General features: G+C 69.4%; 23 protein-coding genes. 21 read left to right on the top strand and 2 right to left on the bottom strand.

The window, feature by feature from the left end; genetic code table 11:
* Positions 1-238 precede the first annotated feature (238 nt).
* From exbB to D9R14_RS14305, 3 genes are read left to right on the top strand one after another with little or no spacing between them, the layout of a single operon-like run.
* Complete coding sequence (gene exbB, locus D9R14_RS14315) at positions 239-1,222, top strand: tonB-system energizer ExbB (RefSeq protein WP_245420812.1); 984 nt, start codon at positions 239-241, stop codon at positions 1,220-1,222.
* A gap of 15 nt (positions 1,223-1,237) precedes the next feature.
* Positions 1,238-1,768 (top strand): TonB system transport protein ExbD, encoded by a 531-nt coding sequence (exbD, locus tag D9R14_RS14310; RefSeq protein WP_121624012.1) that lies wholly within the window; start codon positions 1,238-1,240, stop codon positions 1,766-1,768.
* The gene (locus tag D9R14_RS14305) at positions 1,765-2,616 is read left to right on the top strand and encodes an energy transducer TonB family protein (RefSeq protein ID WP_121624011.1); all 852 of its coding nucleotides are present in this window, start codon (positions 1,765-1,767) and stop codon (positions 2,614-2,616) included. The genes exbD and D9R14_RS14305 overlap by 4 nt, the downstream gene beginning before the upstream one ends.
* Before the next feature lie 52 nt (positions 2,617-2,668).
* Here the strand turns inward: D9R14_RS14305 and D9R14_RS14300 are convergent, their stop codons facing one another.
* The gene (locus D9R14_RS14300; RefSeq protein WP_147453036.1) at positions 2,669-3,877 is read right to left on the bottom strand and encodes a hypothetical protein; all 1,209 of its coding nucleotides are present in this window, start codon (positions 3,875-3,877) and stop codon (positions 2,669-2,671) included.
* A gap of 119 nt (positions 3,878-3,996) precedes the next feature.
* On the opposite strand from D9R14_RS14300, the gene glyA reads away from it, so the two are divergent.
* Genes glyA through thiL form a run of 7 tightly spaced genes read left to right on the top strand, consistent with a single transcriptional unit; the run spans position 3,997 to position 9,623 of the window.
* A complete protein-coding gene (gene glyA / locus D9R14_RS14295; RefSeq protein WP_121624009.1) occupies positions 3,997-5,310 on the top strand; it encodes a serine hydroxymethyltransferase in 1,314 nt (437 codons plus the stop codon).
* A 27-nt stretch (positions 5,311-5,337) separates the two neighbouring features.
* Complete coding sequence (gene nrdR, locus D9R14_RS14290; protein ID WP_121624008.1) at positions 5,338-5,853, top strand: transcriptional regulator NrdR; 516 nt, start codon at positions 5,338-5,340, stop codon at positions 5,851-5,853.
* A complete protein-coding gene (gene ribD, locus D9R14_RS14285) occupies positions 5,850-7,004 on the top strand; it encodes a bifunctional diaminohydroxyphosphoribosylaminopyrimidine deaminase/5-amino-6-(5-phosphoribosylamino)uracil reductase RibD (protein WP_121624007.1) in 1,155 nt (384 codons plus the stop codon). Before nrdR ends, ribD begins: the two co-directional genes overlap by 4 nt.
* A 1-nt stretch (position 7,005) precedes the next feature.
* Positions 7,006-7,653: a riboflavin synthase gene (locus D9R14_RS14280; protein WP_121624006.1), complete on the top strand. Its 648-nt coding sequence runs from the start codon at positions 7,006-7,008 to the stop codon at positions 7,651-7,653.
* Positions 7,647-8,138 (top strand): 6,7-dimethyl-8-ribityllumazine synthase, encoded by a 492-nt coding sequence (gene ribH / locus D9R14_RS14275; protein WP_121624005.1) that lies wholly within the window; start codon positions 7,647-7,649, stop codon positions 8,136-8,138. Before D9R14_RS14280 ends, ribH begins: the two co-directional genes overlap by 7 nt.
* Entirely contained in the window at positions 8,135-8,617 is a 483-nt protein-coding gene (nusB, locus tag D9R14_RS14270; RefSeq protein WP_121624004.1) for a transcription antitermination factor NusB, read from the top strand. Before ribH ends, nusB begins: the two co-directional genes overlap by 4 nt.
* A 1-nt stretch (position 8,618) precedes the next feature.
* Positions 8,619-9,623, top strand: coding sequence for a thiamine-phosphate kinase (thiL, locus tag D9R14_RS14265; protein WP_245420811.1), 1,005 nt, complete (start codon positions 8,619-8,621; stop codon positions 9,621-9,623).
* 31 nt (positions 9,624-9,654) lie between these two features.
* Here the strand turns inward: thiL and D9R14_RS14260 are convergent, their stop codons facing one another.
* A complete protein-coding gene (locus D9R14_RS14260) occupies positions 9,655-10,437 on the bottom strand; it encodes a hypothetical protein (protein WP_147453035.1) in 783 nt (260 codons plus the stop codon).
* A gap of 253 nt (positions 10,438-10,690) precedes the next feature.
* On the opposite strand from D9R14_RS14260, the gene dnaE reads away from it, so the two are divergent.
* From dnaE to bamA, 11 genes are all read left to right on the top strand, one after another.
* A complete protein-coding gene (gene dnaE, locus D9R14_RS14255; protein WP_121624002.1) occupies positions 10,691-14,167 on the top strand; it encodes a DNA polymerase III subunit alpha in 3,477 nt (1,158 codons plus the stop codon).
* A 164-nt stretch (positions 14,168-14,331) separates the two neighbouring features.
* A complete protein-coding gene (locus tag D9R14_RS14250; protein ID WP_121624001.1) occupies positions 14,332-15,156 on the top strand; it encodes a sulfotransferase family protein in 825 nt (274 codons plus the stop codon).
* 220 nt (positions 15,157-15,376) lie between these two features.
* Positions 15,377-16,381 carry a 30S ribosomal protein S2 gene (locus D9R14_RS14245; protein ID WP_121624000.1) on the top strand — a complete coding sequence of 335 codons (1,005 nt, stop codon included), beginning with the start codon at positions 15,377-15,379 and terminating at the stop codon, positions 16,379-16,381.
* A gap of 134 nt (positions 16,382-16,515) precedes the next feature.
* Positions 16,516-17,439: a translation elongation factor Ts gene (tsf, locus tag D9R14_RS14240; protein WP_121623999.1), complete on the top strand. Its 924-nt coding sequence runs from the start codon at positions 16,516-16,518 to the stop codon at positions 17,437-17,439.
* Between the two features lie 20 nt (positions 17,440-17,459).
* Positions 17,460-18,230 carry a UMP kinase gene (pyrH, locus tag D9R14_RS14235; RefSeq protein WP_281042009.1) on the top strand — a complete coding sequence of 257 codons (771 nt, stop codon included), beginning with the start codon at positions 17,460-17,462 and terminating at the stop codon, positions 18,228-18,230.
* 295 nt (positions 18,231-18,525) lie between these two features.
* Entirely contained in the window at positions 18,526-19,089 is a 564-nt protein-coding gene (frr, locus tag D9R14_RS14230) for a ribosome recycling factor (RefSeq protein ID WP_121623998.1), read from the top strand.
* 29 nt (positions 19,090-19,118) lie between these two features.
* Positions 19,119-19,886: an isoprenyl transferase gene (locus D9R14_RS14225; protein WP_121623997.1), complete on the top strand. Its 768-nt coding sequence runs from the start codon at positions 19,119-19,121 to the stop codon at positions 19,884-19,886.
* Entirely contained in the window at positions 19,887-20,702 is an 816-nt protein-coding gene (locus D9R14_RS14220) for a phosphatidate cytidylyltransferase (RefSeq protein WP_121623996.1), read from the top strand.
* Between the two features lie 25 nt (positions 20,703-20,727).
* Positions 20,728-21,909 (top strand): 1-deoxy-D-xylulose-5-phosphate reductoisomerase, encoded by a 1,182-nt coding sequence (dxr, locus tag D9R14_RS14215; RefSeq protein ID WP_121623995.1) that lies wholly within the window; start codon positions 20,728-20,730, stop codon positions 21,907-21,909.
* Positions 21,910-22,176: 267 nt separating this feature from the next.
* Entirely contained in the window at positions 22,177-23,322 is a 1,146-nt protein-coding gene (locus D9R14_RS14210; RefSeq protein ID WP_121623994.1) for a M50 family metallopeptidase, read from the top strand.
* A 185-nt stretch (positions 23,323-23,507) separates the two neighbouring features.
* A complete protein-coding gene (gene bamA / locus D9R14_RS14205; protein WP_121623993.1) occupies positions 23,508-26,003 on the top strand; it encodes an outer membrane protein assembly factor BamA in 2,496 nt (831 codons plus the stop codon).
* The last annotated feature ends 30 nt before the right edge of the window (positions 26,004-26,033 follow it).

Raw genomic sequence — 26,033 nt, 5'->3', positions numbered from 1 at the left:
CCACGCGCAGGTCAGTCTCCGCCGGCCCGTATGCGGCATGGCGGCGCATGGGGTGGCGGGACGTTAGACTTAACGAACCGGCTCGCATGGCGTATGAAGAGTGTCCGCAAGCCATTCCCGCAACGCGGGATCGCCAGCACGCCATTCATATTTCTATCTGTTGGGACGTGCGATGCTTCTTTGCTTCCGCTCGATTGTGGCTTGTTTTGCACCGTTCCGCCGTTCGGGCGGCGCGTTTGTGCTGGCCGGCCTTCTGATCATCGGCGCGACGTATCCCAGCCTCGCCCAGCAGGGGGCCGCCGCGCCCGCCGCAGCTCCGCCGCCGGTCGCGCAACCGGCAAGTTCCGGCACGCCCTCCGCTGCGGAAAGCCAGGGCGCGCCAGCGTCGCCGTCCGTGCCGGCGGTCCCAGGCGAGCATGCCGGCCACAATATGTCGCCGGCCGAGGCCGTTCCGGCATCGGAGGCATCTGCGCCTGCCGCCGCCCCGGCAGCGGCGAACGCGCTGCTGCCGCACGATCTGTCCCCCTGGGGCATGTTCATGGCGGCGGACCTGGTGGTGAAGGCGGTGATGATCGGCCTCGCCTTCGCCTCCGTGCTGACCTGGACCGTCTGGGTCGCGAAGTCGCTGGAGATCGCCTTCGCGCGCCGCTCGGTCGCGCGCACCCTCGCGGCGCTGCGGTCGTCCTCGACCCTGGTGGAGGCGGCCCGCGACATCCCTGCCGGAAAGGGCGCCGCGCCGACCACCGTGCGCGCCGCGCTCGGCGAGTGGCGTCACTCCGACGGGCTGCCCGCCGACGGCATCAAGGAGCGCGTCGCCGTCGCGCTCAACCGCATCGAGGCGGCTGCCGGCCGGCGCATGGCGGTCGGCACCGGCATCCTCGCCACCATCGGCGCCACAGCGCCCTTCGTCGGCCTGTTCGGCACCGTCTGGGGCATCATGAATTCGTTCATCGGCATCTCCAAGGCGCAGACCACGAACCTCGCCGTGGTGGCGCCCGGCATCGCCGAGGCGCTGCTCGCCACCGCCATCGGCCTCGTCGCCGCGATCCCGGCCGTGGTCATCTACAACGTGTTCGCCCGCGCCATCGCCGGCTACAAGGCCGCGCTGGCCGACACCTCGGCCGAGGTGATGCGCCACCTCTCGCGTGACCTCGACCGGGCCGCCGCCGGCGACGAAGACCTGGTCGCCGAGGTGGTGTCGCTGCGCGCCGCCGCTGAGTGAGCGGAGGACGCGACCATGGCCGCCAAGCTCGACCACGGCGGGGACGACCTCGTCGAGACCCACGAGATCAACGTCACGCCGTTCATCGACGTGATGCTGGTGCTGCTCATCATCTTCATGGTGGCGGCGCCGCTCGCCACCGTCGACGTGAAGGTCGACCTGCCCACCTCCAACGCCCAGCCGCAGCCGCGCCCCGAGAAGCCCCTGTTCCTCTCGGTGAAGAAGGACCTCACCCTGTCGCTCGGCGATGATGCCGTGGTGCGGACCGACCTCGGCCGCGCGCTCGACGGACGCACCGGCACCGACCGCCAGCAGCGGGTTTTCGTGCGCGCCGACAAGGCGGTGCCCTATGGCGACGTGATGGAGGTGATGAACCTCCTGCGAGGCGCCGGCTATCTCAAGGTGGCCCTGGTCGGGCTCGAAGGCGCCGAGGCGCAGCTGCCGGCGGCTCCGGCCTCTGCCAATGCTCCCACCGCGCCCGCCGCCGCGGCTCCGTCCGCACCGGCTATCGGGGGAGGCGGCGCCGCCGGGGGAGGGCCGCAGTGAGCGCCATCCACCACTGGCACGATTTCGACCGCAACCATTTCCGCGACACGGTCCTGCGCTGGATTGCCGGCGCCGCCGTCATCCTCGGGGTCCACGCCGCCGCGGTCTACGGAGCGCTCTATCTGCGCAGCCTGGAGCCGCCCGCGGAAATGCCGCCGGCGGCGGTCATGATCGAACTCGCGGCGCTGCCGGTGAGCGCGCCGAGCGAGACCGAGGACCTCGCGCCCGGCCCACAGATGGTGCAGGCCCCGGAGACCACGCCCGACGCGCCGGACGAGCCGGAGGCCGAGACGCCGCCGCCCGAGCCGGTGCAGCGCGAGGAGGTGGAGGAGGAGCTTCCCAAGATCGAGCCGTCGCCCGAGGCGTCCGAGGTGGTGCTGCAGAAGCCGGAACCCGAGCCGGCGCCGCTGCCGCCTGAAAAACCCAGGCCGCCGGAGAAGGAGAAGCCGAAGCCGGAGGCCAAGCCCACCAGGCGCAAGCAGGCGCCCACCACCTCGGCCGCGCCGCGCAGCGAGACCGCGCCGTCCGAGCGTACGGCGGCGCCATCGCAGGGCGCGAGCAGCTCGAATTCCATGTCGCGCGCCACATGGGCGGCCATGGTCTCGGCGCATCTCAACCGGTTCAAGCGGTATCCGCCGGGCGCGCAGGGCATCACGGGCCGCCCGTCCGTGCGGTTCTCGCTGGATGCGTCCGGCCGGGTGACGGGCGTGAGCCTCACCCGATCCTCCGGCAATGCGGTGCTTGACGATGAGGCGGTCGCGACCGTGCGCCGCGCTTCTCCCTTCCCGCAGCCGCCGGACGGCAGCGGGGCGAGCTTCTCGGTGCCGGTGAACTTCACCAGCCGCTGATACGCCGCGCGCGGATGCGATCCGCCGGAAGCGCGGGCCGGCTGCCTCAGCCTCAGACGGTCTCGGCTACCAGCGCGCGGTTGAACACGCGCACGCGGCGCCGCCCCCACCACCACGGCAGAAGGGCCTGCGGCCGTCGATCAAGGCCTTCGAGCAGGCCGAGGCGCTCGATCTGCGCGCCGACCCCGTATCGGGCGGCGCTCCACGATGCCGTCTGCGCGGCGAAGGCGCTGGCGCGGCGGTATCCGGCCCGGATCTCCGCCAAAAGCCGGCTGGCCGGCCGCGCGCCGGGCGTGCATTTCCCGCTGAAGATGGTGGCCTCGGCCGGGCCGATCCGCTTCGCGTCGAGCCAGCCCGGACCGCCGAAATGGTCGTAGACGAATATCGGGATGGCCGCCGCGAGGCAGTAGTTCACCGTCTTGCCGATGGAGATCACCAGATCGTACGGCGCGAGAAGCGCAGGCGAGACGCGCCGCGCCGTGCCGCTCTGGCCGGCGCCGATGATGTCGAATCGCATCCCTGCCGCGCGCGCCAGTTCCGCCAGTTCGCAGATCTCGGCGGGCGGGTGGTTGCTCACGCAGGCGATGGCGGCCGGTTCCGCGGCATGCGCGCCGCGCACGGCCTCGACCCAGGCGTCCGGCGCCAGATTGCGAAGGATCTGGGTGCGCGCATCGCAAGGCAGGTGGCGGCTCGCGGAAGCAAGCGTCAGCTCGGAATTGGGCAGAAAGGTCAGGCTGCGCCGGCCCATGCGGAAATCCGCAGGCAAGGGAGGGCGCTCCAGCGCCAGCACGGAGGACAGAAGTCCGTGCAGGTGGCGCCGCGCCTTCAGCTGAAGCTTGCCGTGGATGAACTGGAAGGCGGGGACATGATGGGACCAGACCACGTCCCAGAAGGCGCCCCAGTCCAGCTTCCGCATGGGAACAACCGGCACCCGGCGGCGGATGGCTTCACCGGTGAAAGGCGCGGCGACGACGAGGGCGGTCAGGACCGCCTCATGGCCGCAACCGTTCAGATGCTCGGCGAGTTCGAGCGCGTGAATTTCAGATCCGGCAAAATTAACGAGATGATTGTTGGCGATGAGAATTCGCAATGGGGGCACTCTGGGCGTCCGCTCACGCCCTCGCTCGGTGCCCCCACGGTGAGGAGGATAGGCGTGTCCGAGTCGGTTGGCCAGGAAAATATGTAGGTAGAACAGTAACGTAGCGTCAGCTTGCGCCAGCGAATGCGGAGCGCGGAAAGGCGATGTGTGTCCCGCCTGCATGCCTGCTCCGCCGGCCGGGATTTGGACTTCGCCGGTGCCGTATGATAAGCGCTCAGTCCGCTTTGGCCGGGCTGCTTTTGCGCCAGGCCGGGGTGCCCCGACATTCCCGGAGCCCTTACATGGCCTCGCACGACGCGACCCCCGCCTCCGTCACGGAGGAAATGAACCGCTTCTTCACCGCCACGCTCGCCGAGAGCGATCCCGAGATCGCGGGCGCGGTGCAGGCGGAGCTGGGTCGCCAGCGCGACGAGATCGAGCTGATCGCATCCGAGAACATCGTCTCGCGCGCGGTGCTTGAGGCCCAGGGCTCGGTGCTCACCAACAAGTATGCCGAGGGCTATCCGGGCAAGCGCTATTATGGCGGCTGCCAGTTCGTCGACGTGGCCGAGAACCTCGCCATCGAGCGCGCGAAGAAGCTGTTCAACTGCGGCTTCGCCAACGTGCAGCCGAATTCCGGCAGCCAGGCCAACCAGGCGGTGTTCTTCTCGCTGCTCCAGCCGGGCGACACCTTCCTCGGCCTCAACCTCGCCGCCGGCGGCCATCTCACCCACGGTTCGCCGGTGAACATGTCCGGCAAGTGGTTCAAGCCGGTGCCCTACACGGTGCGCCAGGACGACCAGCGCATCGACTATGAAGAGGTGGCGAAGCTCGCCGACCAGCACAAGCCGAAGCTGATCGTGGCCGGCGGCTCGGCCTATCCGCGCGTCATCGACTTCGCCAAGATGCGGGCCATTGCCGACAGCGTCGGCGCCTACCTGATGGTGGACATGGCCCATTTCGCGGGCCTGGTGGCGGGCGGCGCGCATCCGAGCCCGTTCCCCCATGCGCACGTGGCCACCACCACCACCCACAAGACCCTGCGCGGCCCGCGCGGCGGCATGATCCTGACCAATGACGAGGACCTCGCCAAGAAGATCAATTCGGCGATCTTTCCCGGCATCCAGGGCGGTCCGCTGATGCACGTCATCGCCGCCAAGGCGGTGGCGTTCGGCGAGGCGCTGCGCCCCGAGTTCAAGCTCTATGCGAAGAACGTGGTGGAGAATGCCCGGGCGCTGGCGGAAAACCTGAAGGGCCATGGCTTTGCCATCGTATCCGGCGGCACCGACACGCACCTGATGCTGGTGGACCTGCGCCCCAAGCGCCTCACCGGCAAGACGTCCGAGATCGCGCTCGGCCGCGCCCACATCACCACCAACAAGAACGGCATCCCGTTCGATCCCGAGAAGCCGTTTGTGACCTCCGGCATCCGCCTCGGCACCCCGGCCTGCACCACGCGCGGGTTCGGCATCGCCGAGTTCCAGCAGGTGGGCGATCTCATCGCCGAGGTGCTGGGCGTCCTCTCCCAGAAGGGGGTGGAGGAGGATTCGCTGGTGGAGGAGGCGGTCAGGGCCAAGGTGTCCGCGCTGCTGAAGCGCTTCCCCATCTATCCGTGAACCGGGGCCGGCCGGGAGCCTGAAACCATGCGGTGCCCTTATTGCGGCAGCCTCGACACGCAGGTGAAGGACTCGCGGCCGACCGAGGACAACACCTCGATCCGCCGCCGCCGCGTCTGCCCGGACTGCGGCGGCCGCTTCACCACCTTTGAGCGCGTGCAGCTGCGCGAGCTCACCGTGGTCAAGCGCTCCGGCAAGCGCGTGCCGTTCGAGCGCGAGAAGCTGGAACGCTCGGTGAAGGTCGCCCTGCGCAAGCGCCCGGTGGACGAGGATCGGGTGGAGCGCATGATCTCCGGCGTCGTGCGCCAGCTTGAGAGCATGGGCGACACCGACATCACTTCCGAGACCATCGGCGAGATGGTGATGGAAGGCCTCAAGCAGATCGACGACGTGGCCTATGTGCGCTTCGCCTCGGTCTATCGCGACTTCCGCGAGGCCAAGGATTTCGAGAACGCGCTCGCCGAACTGTCCAGCGACGGCGACGGCAAGGCCGCGGCCAAGGCCGAGCCGAAGGGGCGTCCTCCCGCGCGGGGGGCGGAATGAGCGCCGCCGTCGGCGCGCCGGCGAGCTGGCCCGTCACGTCCCCCCAGGAAGACGAACGTTTCATGGCGCTCGCCTTGGAGGCCGGCGCTGCAGGTCTCGGGCGCACCTGGCCCAACCCCTCCGTGGGCGCAGTGGTGATCCAGCACGGGCCGTCCGGCCCGCAGGTGGTGGGCCGCGCCGCGACCGCTCCCACCGGCCGCCCCCACGCCGAGCCGCTGGCACTGGCCGAGGCCGGGGAGGCAGCGCGCGGCGCGACGCTCTATGTGACGCTGGAACCCTGCTCGCATCACGGCCGCACGCCACCCTGCGCCGACGCCGTCATCGCCTCCGGCGTGCGCCGGGTGGTGGCCGCCATCGAGGACCCCGATAACCGGGTGCGGGGCCGCGGCGTCGCCCGCCTGCGCGCCGCCGGCATCTGGGTCAGCGTCGGGGTCGGGGCCGAGCGGGCGCTGTTCGACCATGCCGGCCACATCCGCCGCGTCACCGAGGGCCGGCCGCATGTGCTGCTCAAGATGGCGGTATCGGCGGACGGCAAGGCCGGGCTGCCCGGTCCCGCGCCGGCCGTCATCACCGGTCGCGAGGCGCGCGAGCGCGCCCACCTCATGCGCGCCCATGCGGACGCGATCCTGGTGGGCATCGGCACGGTGAAGGCGGACGACCCTATGCTCACCTGCCGCCTGCCGGGCCTGGAAGGGCGCTCGCCGGTGCGCCTGGTGCTCGATTCGGGGCTGGACCTGCCGCACGGCTCCGCGCTGGCGCAGACCGCGTGCGACGTCCCGGTGTGGGTGATCGCGGCGGAGGATGCGCCGGCAGACCGTCAGGAAGCGCTGAATGCGCGCGGCATCGAGGTGCTGCGGGTGCCGCGCGGGGCGGGGGGGCGCCTGCTCCTTCCCGCCGTCGTGAAGCTGCTCGGCCTGCTCGGCATCACCCGGCTGATGGTGGAGGGCGGGCCGCAGGTCGCTGCGGCGTTCCTCGACGCCGGCCTCGTGGACGAAGTGGCGGCCTTTTCGAGCCCGGTCCTGCTCGGTCCCGACGCGGTGGATGCACTCGCCGGACGGCCGCTCGGCCGTCTTCTTTCGCCCGTTGGATTCGCCGAGGTGGAGCACGCCGAACTCGGCGCCGACCATCTCGTGCGGCTGTGGAGACGCTGACATGTTCACCGGCATCGTCACCGATGTGGGCGAGGTGGTCGCCGTGGAGGAGAAGGGCGAGGTCCGCACCCTCTCCATCGCCTGCGGCTATGGGGGGGAGGGCATCGACCTCGGTGCCTCCATCGCCCATGCGGGCGTCTGCCTGACCGTGACCTCGGTCAGCGCCGGCGGCCCGCGCGGCACCGTGTTCACCGTGGACGCCGCGCCCGAGACGCTCGCCATCACCACGGTCGCTGGCTGGGCGCCGGGCGCGCGCATCAACCTGGAGCGCTCCTTGAGGATCGGCGACGAACTCGGCGGTCACATGGTGAGCGGGCATGTGGACGCGAAGGCCCGCATCCTCTCGCGCGAGGACCTCGGGTCGTCGACGCGCTTCTGGTTCGAGGTGCCCGCCGATTTCGCGCGTTTCGTCGCGCCCAAGGGCTCGGTGGCGCTCGACGGCACCTCGCTCACGGTCAATGAGGTGGAGGGCAACACCTTCTCCTGCCTGCTCATTCCACACACGCTGGAGGTCACCACATGGGGCGCCCGGCGGGCCGGCGACGCGGTCAATTTCGAGGTCGATCTGATGGCGCGGTATGCCGCGCGGCTTGCGCAGTTCCCCGCCGCCGGGTACGCCTCCCGGCCTAAGGAGACCGGATCATGGTGACGACTTCGCGCGAAAGCGCGCTCCCGGGCGATGAGCCCCTCGGCGACGCGCGCGTCCTCATCATCGAGGGCCGCTATTACGAGGCGCTCTCCGACGAGCTGCTGAAGGGCGCCCGCGCGGTGCTTGAGGCGGCCGGCGTCGAAGTGGAGGTCATCACCGTGCCCGGCGCGCTGGAGATTCCCATCGCCGCCGAGATCGCGCTCGACGCGGCGGAGATCACCGGCACGGACGTCGACGCCGTCGTCGCGCTGGGCGTGGTGATCCGCGGCGAGACCTATCATTTCGAGATCGTGGCGGGCGAGAGCGCGCGTGGTCTCATGGACCTCGGCGTCACCCACGCGCTTCCGGTCGGCAACGGCATCCTCACGGTGGATACCGAAGCGCAGGCCTGGGAGCGGGCGCGCGTGAGCGAGGGCGACAAGGGCGGAGGCGCGGCGCGTGCGGCGCTGTCCCTGCTGCGCCTGCGTCGGCGGCTCGAAGCATGAGCGAGGCCGCCACCAAGCCCATGAAGAAGAGCGCGGCCCGCCTCGGCGCGGTGCAGGCGCTCTATCAGATGGACCTCGCCCAGACCCCGGTGAACGACGTCCTCGCGGAGTTCGAGAGCCATTGGCTCGGCCAGGAGGTGGAGGGCACCCAGCTGCCCGACGCCGACGTGAAGCTGTTCCGTGCCGTGGTCGAGGCTGCGCTGAGCGACCAGCGCCGTATCGATCAGATGCTCGACGCTGCGCTCACCCAGGGGTGGCCGCTGAAGCGCGTGGAGGCGGTGCTGCGCGCCGTGCTGCGCGCCGGCCTCGCCGAGCTGCTGTCGCGTCCGGACGTGCCGGCGCGGGTGGTGATCGCCGAATATGTCAACGTGGCCGGGGCCTTCCTGGAGCGCGACGAGACCGGCATGGTGAATGCGGTTCTGGATTCGCTCGCCCGCGACCTGCGGCCCGGCGAGTTCGATCGTCCGCCAGGCGCCTGACATGGGCGGGGCGATGGAAGGCGGCGGCTCGGGCGAGGACCGCCTGATCGCCCGCTTCTTCCGCCCCATCGCCGGCGCGGGTGCGCTCGGCCTGCGCGACGACGCCGCGCTTCTGTCGCCGCCCGAGGGCTGCGACCTGGTCCTGACCAAGGATGCGGTGGTGGCGGGCGTGCATTTCTTCGCCGACGACGCGCCGGCCTCGGTGGCGCGCAAGGCGCTCCGGGTCAACCTGTCCGATCTCGCCGCCAAGGGCGCCGCGCCGCTCGGTGCGCTTCTGGCGCTCGCCTTGCCCAAGGGGACGGGCGAAGCCTGGGTCGCGGCCTTCGCGGACGGGCTCGGGGCGGACGCGGTTGCATTCGGCTGTCCGATCCTCGGCGGCGACACGGTCGCGACGCCGGGACCGGTGACGATCACGATCACCGCGCTCGGCGCGGTGCCCAAAGGCGGTTTCGTGCCCCGTACCGGCGCGCGGCCGGGCCAGGCGATCCTGGTCTCCGGCACCATCGGCGACGCGGCCCTGGGCCTGAAGCTCCGGCAGGGGCCGAACGATGTGCCGTTCGGCGATCTCGACGCGGAGCAGCGCGGCCATCTGCTCGACCGCTACCTCCACCCCCAGCCGCGGCTTGCGCTCGCGCCGGTGCTGCGCGCCTATGCGGCGGCGGCCATGGACGTGTCGGACGGTCTTGCCGGCGACGCGGCGAAGATGCTCGCCGCCTCCGGCTGCGGCGGCGTGATCGAGGCGCGCCGCGTGCCGCTCTCGGCCGCTGCGGCCCGGGTGACGGCGGGACGGGCGGAGCTTCTGCGCACGGCGCTCACCGGCGGCGACGATTACGAGATTCTCGCCTGTGTGCCCCATGCCGCCGTGCCGGCCTTCACGGCCGAGGCGGCGCGCGCCGGCGTGCCGGTGACGCTGATCGGCGAGACGCGGGGCGGGGAGGGGCTCGACGTGATCGGCCCGGACGGGGTGGCGCTCGACCTCGGCTCAGGCAGCTTCAGCCACTTCTGAAGGCGCTTTGGCACTCCTGCTGCGCCTGACGTCAGGCCGCGTTGCGCGTCGCGGCGGTCTCCGCCACGTGACGCTCGAAGGCGGGGCGGAACTTCGCGTCGATCAGCTTCGCCCCGCCCCGCATCTCGTCCGTGGTCACGCCGCTGGACGTGTTGATGCGCCGCTGGCGGAACTGGGCCGTGCGCTCCGGCAGGCCGAGCGCGCCCATGAAGGCGGGGATGATGCCGCCGGCTGCGGACGCGGCCTCGTAGGAGAGGAGGCGCAGCTCGCCCTTGGCGGCGGCGCGCCACTTCTCCACCAGCACATCATAGTCGAGCCGCAGGATCACCTCGCCCGGCGGCTGGTAGGCGCCGTCCGCCAGCACCCCGGCAAGGAAATCCGCGAACGGCACGTGGATGTTCTGCAGCGGGAACTCGCGGTAGAGCGAATTGGCATAGGCGCCCGGCGCCCGCAGATACATGAGGTAGACCGGCCTCCAGCCGGCCTCATGGATGCGGTGGTCGAGCTCGGCCAGCGCCAGCGGCCGGTCGGCGAGGAACTGGAATTCCTCGGAAGAAACCACGGCCTGCGGGCTGTCGACCTCGGCCAGTTCCGCCAGCAGCGCGTCGATGCCGCCATGCTCGACCTTGGCCCGCGGGTCGCCCATCAGCAGCCAGGGGATGTTGTGGTGGCCGGAGGAGCGCGCCGACGGGCAGCCGGCTTTCGGCACGTAGGTGCCGTGGCGCATGAGCTTGCGGCCATGCCGGTTGAGATACCACTGGACCGAGGTCGTGCCGGTCTTGTGGGTGCCGGCATGGATGAAGAGGGTGCGCATCACGGGCGGTCCGGCGTTGGGTCGCGAGGGCGGACTTTCCTCCAGACCGGCCGCCCGGCGCAAGGCGGCTTGCATGCCCGCTCGCGCCTCGGAGCTTTCCGGCGTCGCGGCGGGACATGTGGAAACCAGGGACGGCCGGCCCTGCTCGGGCGTTCCCGTCCCCGGTGTGCCGCCATACGATGGAAACGGGCGTAAGCTTCCGGCCGCGCGGGCTGGTGCTGCGCGATTCGCCGAACGATACCGAACGAGACCCATGCCCGATCCCGGCTTCATCCATCTGCATGTGCACTCCTCCTACTCGCTGCTGGAGGGGGCGATCTCCATCGGCAAGCTGGCGGACCTCGCCAAGGCGGACGGCCAGCCGGCGATGGCGCTCACGGACACGGGCAATCTCTTCGGCGCGCTGGAATTCTCGGAGAAGATGGCGGGCTCGGGCATCCAGCCCATCGCCGGCGCCTCGCTCGCGCTCGACCTGCCGGAGCCGCCCGGCCCGCGCGGGGTGGTGCTGAAGGCTAGGAAGCCGCGCATCGTCCTGCTCGCCAAGGACGAGACGGGATGGCGCAACCTGATGCGCCTCGTCTCCCGCTCCTTCCTGGAGACCGCCAGCGAGGACGAGCCCCGCATCCTTCTCGACTGGCTGAGCCAGGCCCACCACGGCCTCGTCGCGCTGACGGGCGGGCCGTCGGGCCCGGTCGATCTGGCCCTGGCCGGTGGCCATGGGGACGTCGCCGCCCAGCGGCTGGACGCGCTCGCCGCGATCTTCGGCGACCGGCTCTATGTGGAACTGCAGCGCCATGGCACCGATGCCGAGCGGATCGCCGAGCCGCAGCTTCTGGACCTCGCTTATGCCAAGGGCCTGCCGCTGGTGGCGGCGAACGAGCCGTTCTTCGGCTCCCATGGGGACTACGAAGCGCACGACGCTCTGGTCTGCATCGCCGAGGGCCGCCTCGTCGCCGAGGGCGACCGGCGCCGCCTGACCTCCGAGCACCGCTTCAAGACCCGCAAGGAGATGCTGGAGCTGTTCGCGGACCTGCCCGAGGCCACGGCAAACAGCGTCGAGATCGCCCGCCGCTGCGCCTTCCGGGTGAAGACCGTGAAGCCGATCCTGCCGCGCTTCACCTCGGGGGCCGGGGAGGGCGATCCGCTCGCCGAGGAGGCGGCGGAGCTGGAGCGCCAGGCGAAAGAGGGCCTCGCCGCGCGCCTCGCCAAGCACGGCCCGGCGCCGGGCCTGGAGGTGGCCGCGTATGAGGAGCGGCTCGCCTACGAGATTTCCGTCATCACCAAGATGAAGTTCCCCGGCTACTTCCTGATCGTGTCGGACTTCATCAAGTGGGCCAAGGCGCACGACATCCCGGTCGGGCCGGGGCGCGGCTCGGGCGCCGGCTCGCTGGTGGCCTATTCGCTCCAGATCACCGACCTCGACCCGCTGCGGTTCGGGCTTCTGTTCGAGCGCTTCCTGAATCCGGACCGCGTGTCCATGCCCGACTTCGACGTGGACTTCTGCCAGGAGCGCCGCGACGAGGTGATCCACTACGTGCAGGAGCGCTACGGCCGTTCGCAGGTGGCGCAGATCATCACCTTCGGCACGCTCCAGGCGCGCGGCGTGCTGCGCGACGTGGGCCGGGTGCTGGAAATGCCCTACGGCCAGGTGGACAAGCTCTGCAAGCTGGTGCCGCAGAACCCGGCCAATCCGGTCACGCTCAAGCAGGCCATCGCCGACGAGCCGCGCCTCCAGGCGGCCAAGGACCAGGAGGAAGTGGTCAAGCGCGCCTTCGACATCGCCGTGCGCCTGGAGGGGCTCAACCGCCACGCCTCCACCCATGCGGCCGGCATCGTCATCGGCGACAGGAAGCTCGACGAACTGGTCCCGCTCTACCGCGATCCCAAGTCCGACATGCCTGTCACCCAGTACAACATGAAGTGGGTGGAGCAGGCGGGCCTGGTGAAGTTCGACTTCCTCGGCCTCAAGACGCTGACCGTGATCGAGAAGGCGGTGCAGCTGATCCGCGCCCGCGGGATCGACCTCGACATCTCGAAAATCCCGCTCGACGACCCCAAGACCTACGCCATGCTGGCCAAGGGCGAGACGGTCGGCGTGTTCCAGGTGGAAAGCGCGGGCATGCGCCGCGCGCTGGTGGACATGAAGGCCGACCGCATCGAGGACATCATCGCCCTGGTGGCCCTCTACCGGCCGGGCCCCATGGCCAACATCCCGGTGTATTGCGACTGCAAGAACGGCAAGGCGACGCCGGAATACATCCACCCCAAGCTTGAGCCCTACCTGAAGGAGACGTTCGGCGTCATCATCTATCAGGAACAGGTGATGCAGATCGCCCAGGCGCTCTCCGGCTACTCGCTGGGCGAGGCGGACCTGCTGCGCCGGGCCATGGGCAAGAAGATTCGCGCCGAGATGGACAAGCAGCGCTCGCGCTTCGTCTCCGGCGCGGTGGAGCGCGGCATCGACAAGGCGCAGGCCGACACCATCTTCGACCTGCTCGCCAAGTTCGCGGACTACGGCTTCAACAAGTCGCACGCCGCCGCCTATGCGCTGGTCGCCTACCAGACCGCATGGCTCAAGGCGAACCACGCGACCGAGTTCCTCGCCGCCTCCATGACGCTCGACAAGGGCAATACCGACAAGCTCGCGGAATTCCGCCAGGAGGCCCAGCGCCTCGGCATCGAGGTGGTGCCGCCCAACATCAACCTGTCGGCCCGCGAGTTCGGCGTGAAGGACGGCCGGATCATCTACGCCATGGCGGCCATCAAGGGCGTCGGCGAGGCCGCGGTGGAGGCGCTCGTCGCCGCGCGCGGGGACCGCCCGTTCAGGAGCCTGTCGGACTTCGCCTCGCGCCTGCCGGTGAAGCTCGTGAACAAGCGCACGCTGGAGAGCCTCGCCGCCGCCGGCTGCTTCGACGTGCTGGAGAAGAACCGCGCCAAGGCGTTCGCCGCCATCGACGCCATCGCCGCCCACGCCGCGCGCGAAGAGCAGGGACGGGCCATGGGCCAGAACGACATGTTCGGGTCCGGCCCCGTGGCCGCCGAGCTGCCCCTGCCGGACGCCGCGCCCTGGATGCCGGCCGAGCGGCTGCAGAAGGAATACGACACCATCGGCTTCTTCCTCACCGGTCATCCGCTGGACGACTACGCCGAGGCCCTGAAGAAGCTGCGCGTGCGCCCCTACCAGGATTTCGCACGCGGCGTGCGGGCAGGGGACACGTTCGGGCGCCTCGCCGCCACGGTGGTGTCGCGCCAGGAGCGGCGCACCAAGTCCGGTACCCGCATGGGCATCATCGGGCTCTCCGATCCCTCGGGCCACTATGAGGCGGTGATCTTTTCCGAGGGCCTCGCGCAGCTGCGCGACCTCCTGGAGCCGGGTACGGCGCTGTTGCTCACGGTGGCGGCTGAGCTTCAGGGCGAGGATGTGCGCGTGCGGATCCAGAATTGCGAGCCGCTCGACGCGCTCACCGCGCGCAGCCACAAGGGATTGCGCATCTTCCTGCGCTCGACCGAGCCGGTGGAAGGCATCGCCCGCCGGCTTTCGGAAAGCGGCAAGGCGGCGGGGAACGCCGGCGCCGATGCGGGTGCCGGCGTGGTGAGCCTGGTTCTGCTGGTGGACGACGCCAAGGCGGAGGTCGAGGTCAACCTGCCGGGGCGCTATCCGATCTCGCCGCAGATCGCCGGCGCCATCAAGGCAATTCCTGGCGTCGTGGCTGTGGAAGCGGCGGCCTGAGTAACATCTGGTTACCTTAAAATCCACAGTCGGAAACGCGGCGAAGCTTGTCGCGGCGCGCCAATCAGACTTAATGTTCCGCGCGGTCAGGGAAACGTTCGGACACTAGGTCGACCCAGCGGCAGCCGGATCTTGATTCCGGGCGCTGGCGCCAAGGAGCACACATGGAGTCGGGCAAGCGTGCCGTCCTCATTCTCGGCATGCACCGGAGCGGCACGTCGCTGTGCTCCAAGATCGTCAACCTGATGGGCTTCGAAGCTCCCAAGACCCTGATGGCCGCCAACGAGGCCAATCCGGAGGGCTATTGGGAATCCGAAGTCATCTACAAGCTGAATGACCGCATCTTCGAGGCGTGCGGGACGCAATGGCACAAGCGCACGCGGATGACGGCGGACCCGATCGCGCTGACGCGCCGGAACGGGCTGTATCATGAGCTGACGGAGCTGCTGGCCAGCGAATTCGGCTCCGCGGATCGGATCGTCCTCAAGGATCCGCGAATCTCGCGTCTGGTGCCGCTCTACGAAGCCGCATTGCTGGACTTGGGCTATCGCTCGACGCCGGTGCTGGTGGTGCGCAATCCCATGGAGGTGGCGGCGTCGCTGGCCAGGCGCGACCAATTCACCACCGAGCGTGCCGTGCGGCTCTGGCTGCGCCACACGCTGGACGCGGAGCGCGCCACCCGCGGGCGGGCGCGGACAGTCATATCCTATGAGGAATCGCTCCAGGACTGGCGCTTGGTGGTCAGCAAGGTGGCCGAAGCCTTGGGCGAGCCGGTCGCGCCGCTGCTGGCGCAGGCCGAGGAGCGGACCACCGAAGCGGCACGGACCGACCTGAGGCACCATGCGCTGGCGCCGCCCGCCCCCACATCCTGGTTCCGCTTCCTGTCCCGTCGCGCCTACGCCACGATGCAGGACCTTCTGGACGATCCGAACGATGTCGCCGCTGTGCGCAAGCTCGACCGCATCGCGGTGGCGTTCGAGACGTTCTGATGTGACGTTCTGAGGCCGGGTGGAACCGCCGCGCCCGCCCGGCGGTCGCCGGATGCCGCCATCGCGGTGTTCGCCGCGCCAGCATCTTGCCTCTTGAAGCCGGCTCGCCTATAAGCCGGCCCATTCCGCACGCGGACAAACGGCCAATTCGGCCATCCGGTGCCTTCGTCCCCGACGGGTCGAGGGTACGTCCGCGGAGGCTCAACCGGAGAATACCAAAGTGGCGCTTCCCGATTATTCGATGCGTCAGCTGCTTGAAGCTGGCGTGCACTTCGGACATCAGTCCCATCGCTGGAATCCGAAGATGGCTCCGTACATCTTCGGTGTCCGCAACAATATCCACATCCTCGACCTGTCGCAGACCGTGCCGGCGCTCCATCGCGCGCTGCAGGCGGTGTCCGACACCGTGGCCCAGGGCGGCCGCGTGCTGTTCGTCGGCACCAAGCGCCAGGCCCAGGAGCAGGTGGCCGACGCCGCCCGCCGCTCCGCCCAGTATTACGTGAACCACCGCTGGCTCGGCGGCATGCTCACCAACTGGAAGACCATTTCCAATTCCATCGCGCGGCTGAAGAAGCTGGAGGAGACGCTGGCTGCTCCGGAAGCGTCCTCGGGCTACACCAAGAAGGAGCGCCTGACGCTCTCGCGCGAGAAGGAGAAGCTGGACAAGGCGCTCGGCGGTATCCGCGACATGGGCGGCCTGCCGGACCTGCTGTTCGTGATCGACACGAACAAGGAGGACATCGCGGTGAAGGAGGCCCAGCGCCTCGGCATCCCGGTGGCGGCGATCCTCGACACCAACTGCGATCCGGACGGCATCGCCTATCCGGTGCCGGGCAATGACGACGCCGGCCGCGCGATCCAGCTCTATTGCGAGCTGGTGGCGCGCGCCGCCATCGACGGCATCGGCCGCGGCCATACCGATCTCGGCATCGATGTCGGCGCCGAAGAGGCGCCGCTGGTGGAAGACCTGCCGGCGGAGACCAGCATCTGGTCGACCTTCGAGCCGCTGTCCGGTCCGCGCGGCGTCGCCGACGACCTCAAGAAGCTCACCGGCGTCAGCCCGGAGATCGAGCTGAAGCTGAACGACCTCGGCGTCTTCCATTTCGGGCAGATTGCCGGCCTCGACGCCGCCGACGCGCACCGCATCGGCGAGGAGGTGGGTCTTCCCGGCCGCGTGGACGGCTGGATCGCCCAGGCCAAGGAGATGTCCGCCGAGGTGGAGTGACCTCGCCGGCCGGCGGGGCGCTCGCCCCGTCGCAGAGCTGACAGAATAGTGTGACTTAAGGGCGCCCAGCGCCCACACGGCCGGCTCGGGATCGCCTCGTGCCGGCCGTGGCGTGAGAAGAAGAGGATAGCAAGATGGCCGCGATCACTGCCGCTCTCGTCAAGGACCTGCGCGAGAAGACCGGCGCTGGCATGATGGACTGTAAGACCGCCCTCACCGAGACGGACGGCGACATCGAGGCCGCGATCGACTGGCTGCGCAAGAAGGGTCTCGCCAAGGCCGCCAAGAAGGCCGGCCGCGTCGCCGCCGAGGGTGCGGTGGCTGTGGAGTCCTCCGGCCACTATGCCGTGGCCGTCGAGGTGAATGCCGAGACCGACTTCGTCGCCCGCAACCCCGATTTCCAGGCCTTCGTGCGCGAGGTGGCCAAGGTCGGCCTCAACACCGACGGTACGCTGGAGGCGATCGCCGCCGCCAAGTTCCCGGGCGAGAGCGTCACGGTGGGCGAGCGCCTGACTTCGCTCATTGCCACCATCGGCGAGAACATGACGCTGCGCCGTTCGGCGAAGCTCACCGTGGCCCACGGCATCATCGCCACCTACGTGCACGGCGCGGTGGTCGAGGGCCAGGGCCGCATCGGCGTGCTGGTGGCGCTCGAATCGAAGGGCGACGTGGACAAGCTCGCAGCGCTCGGCCGGCAGATCGCCATGCATGTGGCGGCGCTGAACCCGCTGGCGCTCGACGCCTCCGGCATCGCCGCCGAGACCATCGCCCGCGAGAAGGCGATCCTGCTCGAGAAGCATCAGGGCAAGCCTGCCAACGTGCAGGACAAGATCGCCGAGAGCGGCATGAAGAGCTTCTTCAAGGAGAACACCCTCCTCGACCAGGCCTTCGTGCACGACGGCTCGAAGTCGGTGGCGCAGGTGCTCAAGGAGGCCGAGGGCCAGGTCGGCGCGCCGGTCGCGCTCACCGGGTTCGTGCGCTACGCGCTCGGCGAGGGCATCGAGAAGGAAGAGACCGACTTCGCCGCCGAGGTGGCTGCCGCCGCCGGCCAGTCCTGATAGCGGGGGAGGGGGCTCCCATGGCTCGGTCTTCGGACGATTCGGACTATCCGGAGCCCCGGGCGCCGTTCGCGGTGCCCGGCCTGCCCTATCCCCGAATCCTGGTGAAGGTATCGGGCGAGGCGCTCATGGGCGCCGAGCCCTTCGGGCTGCATCCGCCCACCGTCGCGGGCATCGCCCGCGACCTCGTGGCCGCCCGCGCCCTCGGCTGCGAAGTGGCGGTGGTGGTGGGCGGCGGCAACATCCTGCGCGGCGCGCGGGTGGCCGACGAGCATCTCGACCGCGCCACGGCCGACCACATGGGCATGCTGGCCACCGTGATGAACGGGCTCGCTTTGGAGCGCGCCATCGAGGCGGCGGGCGCCCCGGCACGCACGCTCTCGGCCATCCCCATGCCCACCGTGTGCGAGCCCTATGCCCGCCAGCCGGCCCAGCGCCACCTGCGGCGCGGCCGCATCGTGGTGCTCACCGGCGGCACGGGAAATCCCTATTTCACCACCGATACCGGCGCCGTGCTGCGCGCCGCGGAGCTTGACTGCGACGCGGTCCTGAAGGCGACCAATGTCGACGGCGTCTACACCGCCGATCCGAAGACCGATCCCACCGCCACGCGCTATGACCGCCTGACCCATGACGAGGCCATCGCCCGCGACCTCAAGGTCATGGACGCGGCCGCCTTCGCCCTTGCCCGCGAGGCGTCATTGCCGATAATCGTATTTTCCATACGCGAGACGGGGGCGATCGCGGCGGCCGCCAAGGGCGAAGGGCGCGTGACCATCGTCGCCCCGTGAGGCGCGGCGGGACTTACCCCAACGTCAGACCATGGTCGCGCGGCGCCCCGTGAAAGGGGCGGGCGAGCGTCGTTCCGGAACGCGGGGATGAGACTTGCCGTCTCGGGGAGCGGGCGCTTTTGCCGACGGTGGGACGCACGTCGCGCTTGCCATCGGTGGCAAGTGGCGCGAGGAAAGCGGGCATCATGCGTGCTCCGTCAGGGGAGCGCATCCGGGCAGGGAGCTGGATCCGCGCCGGGGCCGGGGGGCGGCAGGGCCGCTGGCTCAAGGCCGGACGAGAACAAGAGGATTGCCGATGAGCACCGAAGGGTTCGATATGGCCGATCTCAAGCGCCGCATGCATGGCGCGGTCGGCGCGTTGCGGGAAGAACTCGGCGGCCTGCGCACCGGCCGTGCCTCCGCCAGCCTGCTGGATCCCATTACCGTGGAAGCCTATGGCGCCCGGATGCCGCTCAACCAGGTGGCGACGGTCTCCGTGCCGGAGGCCCGGCTGCTTTCGGTGCAGGTCTGGGACCGCAGCATGGTGAATGCGGTGGAAAAGGCGATCCGCGATTCGAATCTCGGCCTCAACCCCAACACCGAAGGCCAGGTGCTGCGCCTGCGCATTCCGGAGCTGAACCAGGAGCGCCGTCAGGAACTGGTGAAGGTGGCCCACAAATATGCCGAACAGGCCCGCGTTGCAGTGCGTCATGTGCGCCGCGACGGGATGGACCACCTCAAGAAGGTGGAAAAGGACGGCGAAATGAGTTCCGATGACGTCGATCGGCTCTCCAAGGACGTGCAGAAGGCCACCGACGAGACCATCGCCGAGATCGATCAGACCTTGGCGCAGAAGGAAAAGGAAATCCTTTCCGTTTGAGGCGCCGCGCCGTGAGCCCCGAGCCAGCCATGACCCTGTCATCCGCCGCGACCGACCTGAGCGCGCCCGCGAAGCCGGGCGCGCGCGTGCCGGCGCACGTGGGGATCATCATGGACGGGAACGGCCGCTGGGCCACGTCGCGCGGGCTGCCGCGGGTCGAAGGGCACCGGCGGGGCGTGGAGGCGCTGCGCCGCTGCGTCAGAGCCGCGCGCGAGATCGGCATCCGCTTCCTCACCATCTACAGCTTTTCGAGCGAGAACTGGTCGCGGCCTCTGAGCGAGGTCTCCGAGCTCATGAGCCTGCTGAAGCTGTTCCTGCGTCACGACCTCGCGGAACTGCACGCGGCCCATGTGCGCATCAAGGTGATCGGCGAGCGCGACAGCCTGGCCCCCGACATCCGCAACCTGCTGCAGGATGCCGAGCAGCTCACCTGCCGCAATGGCGGGCTGACGCTGGTGGTGGCCTTCAATTACGGCGCCCGCCAGGAGATCGCCGCCGCCGTGGCGCGCATCGCCGCCGATGCCGCGGCGGGGCGCCTGCGGCCCGAGGACGTGAGCGTCGCCATGATCTCCGATCGGCTCGACACCGCGGGCATTCCGGACCCCGACCTCATCATCCGCACCTCGGGTGAGCAGCGGCTTTCGAACTTCCTGCTCTGGCAGGCGGCCTATGCCGAGTTCGTCTTCCTGCCGATCTATTGGCCCGACTTCGACCGCGCGGCGCTTGCCGCCGCGCTCGACGAATTCAACCGGCGCGACCGCAGGTTCGGCGGCATCACCAAGCACGCCGGCGCCTAGATGCGCCTTCCCGGAGGCCGCGATCTCGGCCAGCGCGCCCTTTCCTCCCTGGTGCTCGCGCCGGTGGTGCTGGCCGCGACCTATTTCGGCGGCGTGCCCTTCGTCCTGCTCTGGACGCTCGCGGGGCTGGCCATCCTGATGGAGTGGGCCGACATCGCCCGGCTGGAGCGGCGACGGGTGTGGCTGGCGCTGGCGGGCGCGGCGCTTGTCGGCGCCAGCGTCACGCTCCATCTGGGGGCGGGGCAGGCGGCCTTCAGCCTGCTCTGCCTCGGTGCGGCGTCCTCGGTGTTCATCCTGCCGCGCCAGAGCGCTTTCGCGCTCGGCGGGGTGCTGGTGGCCGGCGCCGCCTGCCTGCCGGTGATGGCGCTGCGCAGCGGCGAGCAGGGCTTTGCCGCAGTGCTGTTCCTCCTGTCCGTGGTCTGGGCCACGGACATCTTCGCCTATTTCGTCGGCCGCCTCATCGGCGGGCCGCGCCTGTGGCCACGGGTGTCGCCGAACAAGACCTGGGCCGGTTCGGTCGGCGGCGCGCTCGCCGGCATGGCGGCCGGGATCGGCGTCGGCATCGTCGCGGGCCTGCCGAGCGTGCTGCCGCTCGGCGCGCTCGCCTTCCTCGTCAGCATCGCCGCACAGTGCGGCGACCTCGCCGAATCGGCGGCCAAGCGGACTTTCGGCGTGAAGGACGCCGGCCGGCTCATTCCCGGCCATGGCGGACTGCTCGACCGGCTTGACGGCTTTGCCGCGGCCTCCCTGCTGGCGGTGGCGATCGGTGTCCTGCGCAATGCGGCGGACCCGGCGGCCGGGCTGCTCCTGTGGTAGGAAGGCGAGGGAGAGACCATCGTCCATGAGCAGCTTCCCCCAGCGCCTCAGCCTTCTCGGCGGCACCGGCTCGATCGGCGGGAGCGTCGCGAAGGTGCTCGCCGCGACGCCGGGGCGCTTCACCGTCGAGGCGGTGGCGGGCGGCCGCGATGCGCAGGCGCTGGCACAGGCGGCGCGCGCGCTGGGCGCCCGGTTCGCGGCGATCGCCGATCCGTCCGCCGGCCGCGCCCTCGCCGAGCACCTGTCGGGCAGCGGCATTGCCTGCGGCGCCGGGCCTGAAGCCGTGATCGAGGCGGCGCAGCGGGATGCCGACATCGTCGTGAGCGCCATCGTTGGCGTCGCCGGCCTTGCGCCCACGGTGGCGGCCTTCGGTGCCGGGCGGCGCATCGCGCTCGCCAACAAGGAATGCCTCGTGGCCGCGGGCCACTTCTTCATGGCCGAGGCGGCGCGGCGCGGGGTCGAGCTGCTGCCCATGGATTCGGAGCACAACGCGATCTTCCAGGCGCTGTCCGCCGCGCCGGCCCGGGCGGTTGAGAAGGTGACGCTGACCGCCTCGGGCGGACCGTTCCGCCTCAAGAGCCGGGAGGAGGCGGCGCGCGCCACCCCTGCCGACGCGCTGAAGCATCCCAACTGGTCCATGGGCGCGAAGATCACCATCGATTCGGCGACATTGATGAACAAGGGCCTGGAGCTGATCGAGGCGCACCATCTGTTCGATCTTCCGCCGGAGAGACTCGACGCCGTGGTGCACCCGGAATCCGTGGTGCATGGCCTCGTCGCCTATGAGGACGGATCGGTGGTGGCGGGCCTCGCCGTGCCCGATATGTGCGTGCCCATCGCGCACTGCCTCGCTTATCCCGACCGGGTGGCGACCGACTGCCGCCGGCTCGATCTGGTCGCGCTCGGCCGGCTGACGTTCGAGGCGCCGGACGAGGTGCGCTTTCCCGCGCTGGCTCTGGCCCGCGCCGCCATGGCGCAGGGCGGGCGGGCGACCTGCGTCCTCAATGCCGCCAACGAGGTTGCGGTCGCCGCCTTCCTTCAGGGACGGATCGGCTTTTATGGAATCACCGACGCGGTGGCGGGCACGCTGGAGCGGGTGAGCGGCGGGCCGGCGCCGGGCTCGGTGGCGGAGGCCCTGGCTGTGGATGCCGAGGCCCGGGCCGTCACCGCCGCGCTCTTGCCCAACTTTGCTGCGAAGGCGTCCTGAGAGGTTGTGTGACCGCAGACGGGGCAGGGCCGCTTGCCGATGGATCGGACCGGGGACCGGGGTGCCAGTCGGGCACCGCGGCTGCCGGCATGGGTGGAGCAGGCCGGCCGACCTTCTGCGGACGCGCGACTTAGCGGCGGATATTCGTGCCGGCCATCGATTGCGCGATGCGGCATGAGGTTCGGGCGATGATCGGCTGATCGTCGCGGGTCAGGCTCAGGAGCGGCCCGGCCGGCGCCGAGGCCCAGAAATGCGAGGAAGCGGGTGATGGATGTGCTTTCCAGTCTCAGTGGCGCCGGCTCATCCCTCCTTGGATACCTCATTCCCTTTCTGTTCGTGCTGACCATCGTGGTGTTCTTCCATGAGCTCGGCCATTTCCTCGTGGCCCGCTGGGCCGGCGTGCGGGTGCTGACCTTCTCGCTGGGATTCGGCCCCGAGATCGCCGGCTTCACCGACCGCCACGGCACGCGCTGGCGGCTGGCGGCTGTGCCCCTCGGCGGCTATGTGCGATTCTTCGGCGACGACGACGCCGCGTCCACGCCGGATCACCAGAAGCTCGGCCAGATGAGCGACGCCGAGCGCCGGGAGAGCTTCTTCTGGCAGCCCGTGCGCTGGCGTGCCGCCATCGTGGCCGCAGGCCCGATTGCCAACTTCCTCCTTGCCATCGTCATTTTTGCGTTCGTCTTCATGGTGTTCGGCAAGCAGGTGACGCTGCCGCGCGCCGACCAGATCGCCCCGGCGAGCGCCGCCGAACGCGCCGGCTTCAAGCCCGGCGACCTGGTGCTGACCATCGACGGCGAGCCGGTAGAGAGCTTCTCCGACATGCAGCGCATCGTCGGCGGCCAGGCCGGGCGCACGCTCACCTTCATTGTGCAGCGCGGCGACACCGAGGTGACGCTGAATGCGACGCCCGAGCTGAAGGAGGTCAAGGACGCCTTCGGCAACGTGCACCGCACCGGCCTGCTGGGCATCTCGCGCCCGATCACCGCCGGCGACGTGACGGTGCGCCATTTCGGCCCGGTCGAGGCGGTGGGCATGGGCGTGCAGGAGACGTGGTTCATCGTCGCCCGCACCTACGACTATCTCACCGGCCTGATCGCCGGCCGGGAATCGGCGGACCAGATCGGCGGCCCGATCCGCATCGCCCAGGTCTCCGGGCAGGTGGCCACCTTCGGCATGGGCGCGCTTCTGTCGCTGGCTGCCGTGCTTTCAGTGTCGATCGGAATTCTTAACCTTTTTCCGATACCGCTGTTGGATGGCGGCCATCTCCTGTTCTATGCGTTCGAGGCGGTACGCGGGCGCCCCCTGAGCGCCCGCACGCAGGACATCGGGTTCCGCATCGGCCTCGCGATCGTGCTGATGCTGATGATCTTCGCGACCTGGAACGACGTCCTGCGAATCCCGATGATGTAAGGGTTTTCGGGGAAAGGGCGGGAGCCGTGGCGTGAGCGCAACGGTTCTTCAGAAAAGCAGGGCCGGCTGGGTGGGTTCGGTTTGCACCGCAGGTAAAAGCCTGTACAAGCGGCTTCGCAGGGTGAGAATCTGCACGCACCATCGTGCGGGTTCGAGAACAACGAAATCGTAAGGTTGCGCGCCACATGACTGCTTCGCTCCAGGTGATGAGAAAGCTGGCTGCCGTCCTCGGAATCGCAGCGTGCGTTGCGGTCGGGACGGTCGTCGGGTCCCTGGCGGGTGCCGCGCCGGCAGCGGCGCAAAGCTCCAGCATCGTGGTCGAGGGCAACCGCCGGGTGGATGCGCAGACCATCCGCTCCTACTTCGGCAGCGGCCCCTACACCGCCGCCAAGGTCGACGAGGCCTGGAAGGCGCTCTACGCCACCGGCCTGTTCTCCGACGTGCAGATTTCCCAGTCCGGCGGCCGCATCCTGGTGCGCGTCTCCGAGAACGAGGTGATCAACAAGGTCGCGTTCGAGGGCAACACCAAGATCAAGGACGAAGTGCTCGCCGGCGAGGTGCAGTCCAAGCCCCGCGGCACCCTCTCCAAGGCCACCGTCCAGGCCGACACCCAGCGCATCATCGAGGTCTACCGGCGTTCGGGCCGGCAGGGCGTGCGCGTCAATCCGGTCACCATCGACCGTGGCAATGGCCGGGTGGACCTCGTGTTCGAGGTCACCGAGGGCGAGAAGACCGGCGTCAAGGACATCAAGTTCGTCGGCAACAAGGCCTTCTCGGACTACAAGCTGAAGGACGTGATCTCGACGACCGTCACCAACTGGCTGTCGTTCCTGAAGTCCACCGACGTCTATGATCCGGATCGGGTGAACTCGGACCAGGAGCTGCTGCGCCGCTTCTACCTGAAGAACGGCTATGCGGACTTCCGCATCCTGGCTGCCACCGCCGAGCAGACCGCCGACGGCTTCATCATCACCTTCACCCTCGACGAGGGCGACCAGTACAAGTTCGGCAAGGTGGACGTAGTCTCCAACATCCGCGACGTCCCGGCGCAGACCCTGAAGGGCGCGCTGCGGGTGGCGGATGGCCAGATCTACAACGCCGAGATGGTCGAGAAGTCGGTCGAGAACCTCACCATCGAGGCCTCCAAGAGCGGCTACGCCTTCGCCCAGGTGCGTCCGCGCGGCGACCGCGACTTCGAGAACAAGCGCATCAACATCGTGTTCGTGCTTGAGGAAGGTCCGCGGGTCTACATCGAGCGCATCGACATCCGCGGCAACACCCGCACCCGTGACTGGGTCATCCGGCGCGAGTTCGACCTCGGTGAAGGCGATGCCTATAACCGCGTGCTCGTGGATCGCGCCGAGCGGCGCCTGCGCAACCTCGGCTACTTCAAGAATGTGAAGGTCACGAACGAGCCCGGCTCGGCGCCCGACCGCGTCATCCTGGTGGTGGATGTGGAAGACCAGCCCACCGGCGAGTTCGCCATCTCGGGCGGCTACTCGACCCAGGATGGTATCATCGGCGAGATCTCGCTGGGCGAGAAGAACTTCCTCGGCCGCGGCCAGTACGTGAAGCTGTCCGGCTCGTTCGGCCAGAACGCCCAGGGCGCCGAGTTCTCCTTCACCGAGCCGTACTTCCTCGGCTACCGGCTGGCGGCGGGCATCGACCTCTACTGGAAGGAGACGCAGGCCACCAGCTACACGGCCTACGCCTCCAACATCGTCGGCGGCGGCCTGCGCTTCGGCCTGCCCATCACCGACGAAGTGACGCTGGCCCTGCGCTACAACCTCTACCAGCGCGAACTGTCGATCTGCGACAGCTACTCGACCGGCGGGCTGCTCTATGCCCAGTGCGCCAATGACGTGTCCTGGGCGATCCGCGATGCGGTCGCTCAGGGAGCGACCATCACCTCCGCGGTGGGCTATACGCTGTCCTTCAACGGGCTCGACAACAACCTGAACCCGACCCAGGGCCTGTATGCCGAACTCAAGCAGGATCTGGCTGGCGTCGGCGGCGATGTGAACTTCCTGCGCACCACGGCTGATATCCGCCACTACACGCCTCTGATCGCGGACTCGGTCCTCATCCTGCGCGCCCAGGCCGGCTACGTCTCGGCGTGGGGGAACGACGATCTGGCCATCATGGACAATTTCTTCATGGGGCCGAACCTGGTGCGTGGTTTTGCGCCCTCCGGCATCGGTCCGCGCGACGTGGCGCCCTGCGCGTTGTCCAATGCGGGAACGCTGGTCTACGCCAATTGCGTCGCCGACTCGACCAATGCGCTGGGCGGCTCCACCTATTGGGGCGTGTCGGCTGAAATCCAGTTCCCCTTCTCCTTCCTGCCCAAGGACATCGGCATGAAGGGCGCGATCTTCGCGGACGCGGGCAACCTGTTCGACTATGGCGGCCCGACCTCGTTCCCGAGCGTGCCGAATTGGAATGGCAACAACATCTACGGCCGGCCCAATTTCGTCGACTGCCGCACGACCGGGTATTCCACCAAGAACGCGTCCGGCAACGTCTGCGTGGCCGACGAAGACGTGATCCGCTCCTCCATCGGCGCCAGCCTCATCTGGCAGTCGCCCTTCGGCCCGCTGCGCTTCGACTATGCGTGGGCGATCTCGAAGGCGTCCTACGATCAGCTCCAGGCGTTCCGCTTCTCCGGCGGCACCCGCTTCTGATCGCCCATCCCCTCATTGCGGGCGCCGAGG

It is taken from the genome of Xanthobacter tagetidis, from assembly GCF_003667445.1.
Lineage (GTDB): Bacteria > Pseudomonadota > Alphaproteobacteria > Rhizobiales > Xanthobacteraceae > Xanthobacter > Xanthobacter tagetidis.
This window is presented reverse-complemented; position numbering and strand designations above follow the sequence as displayed.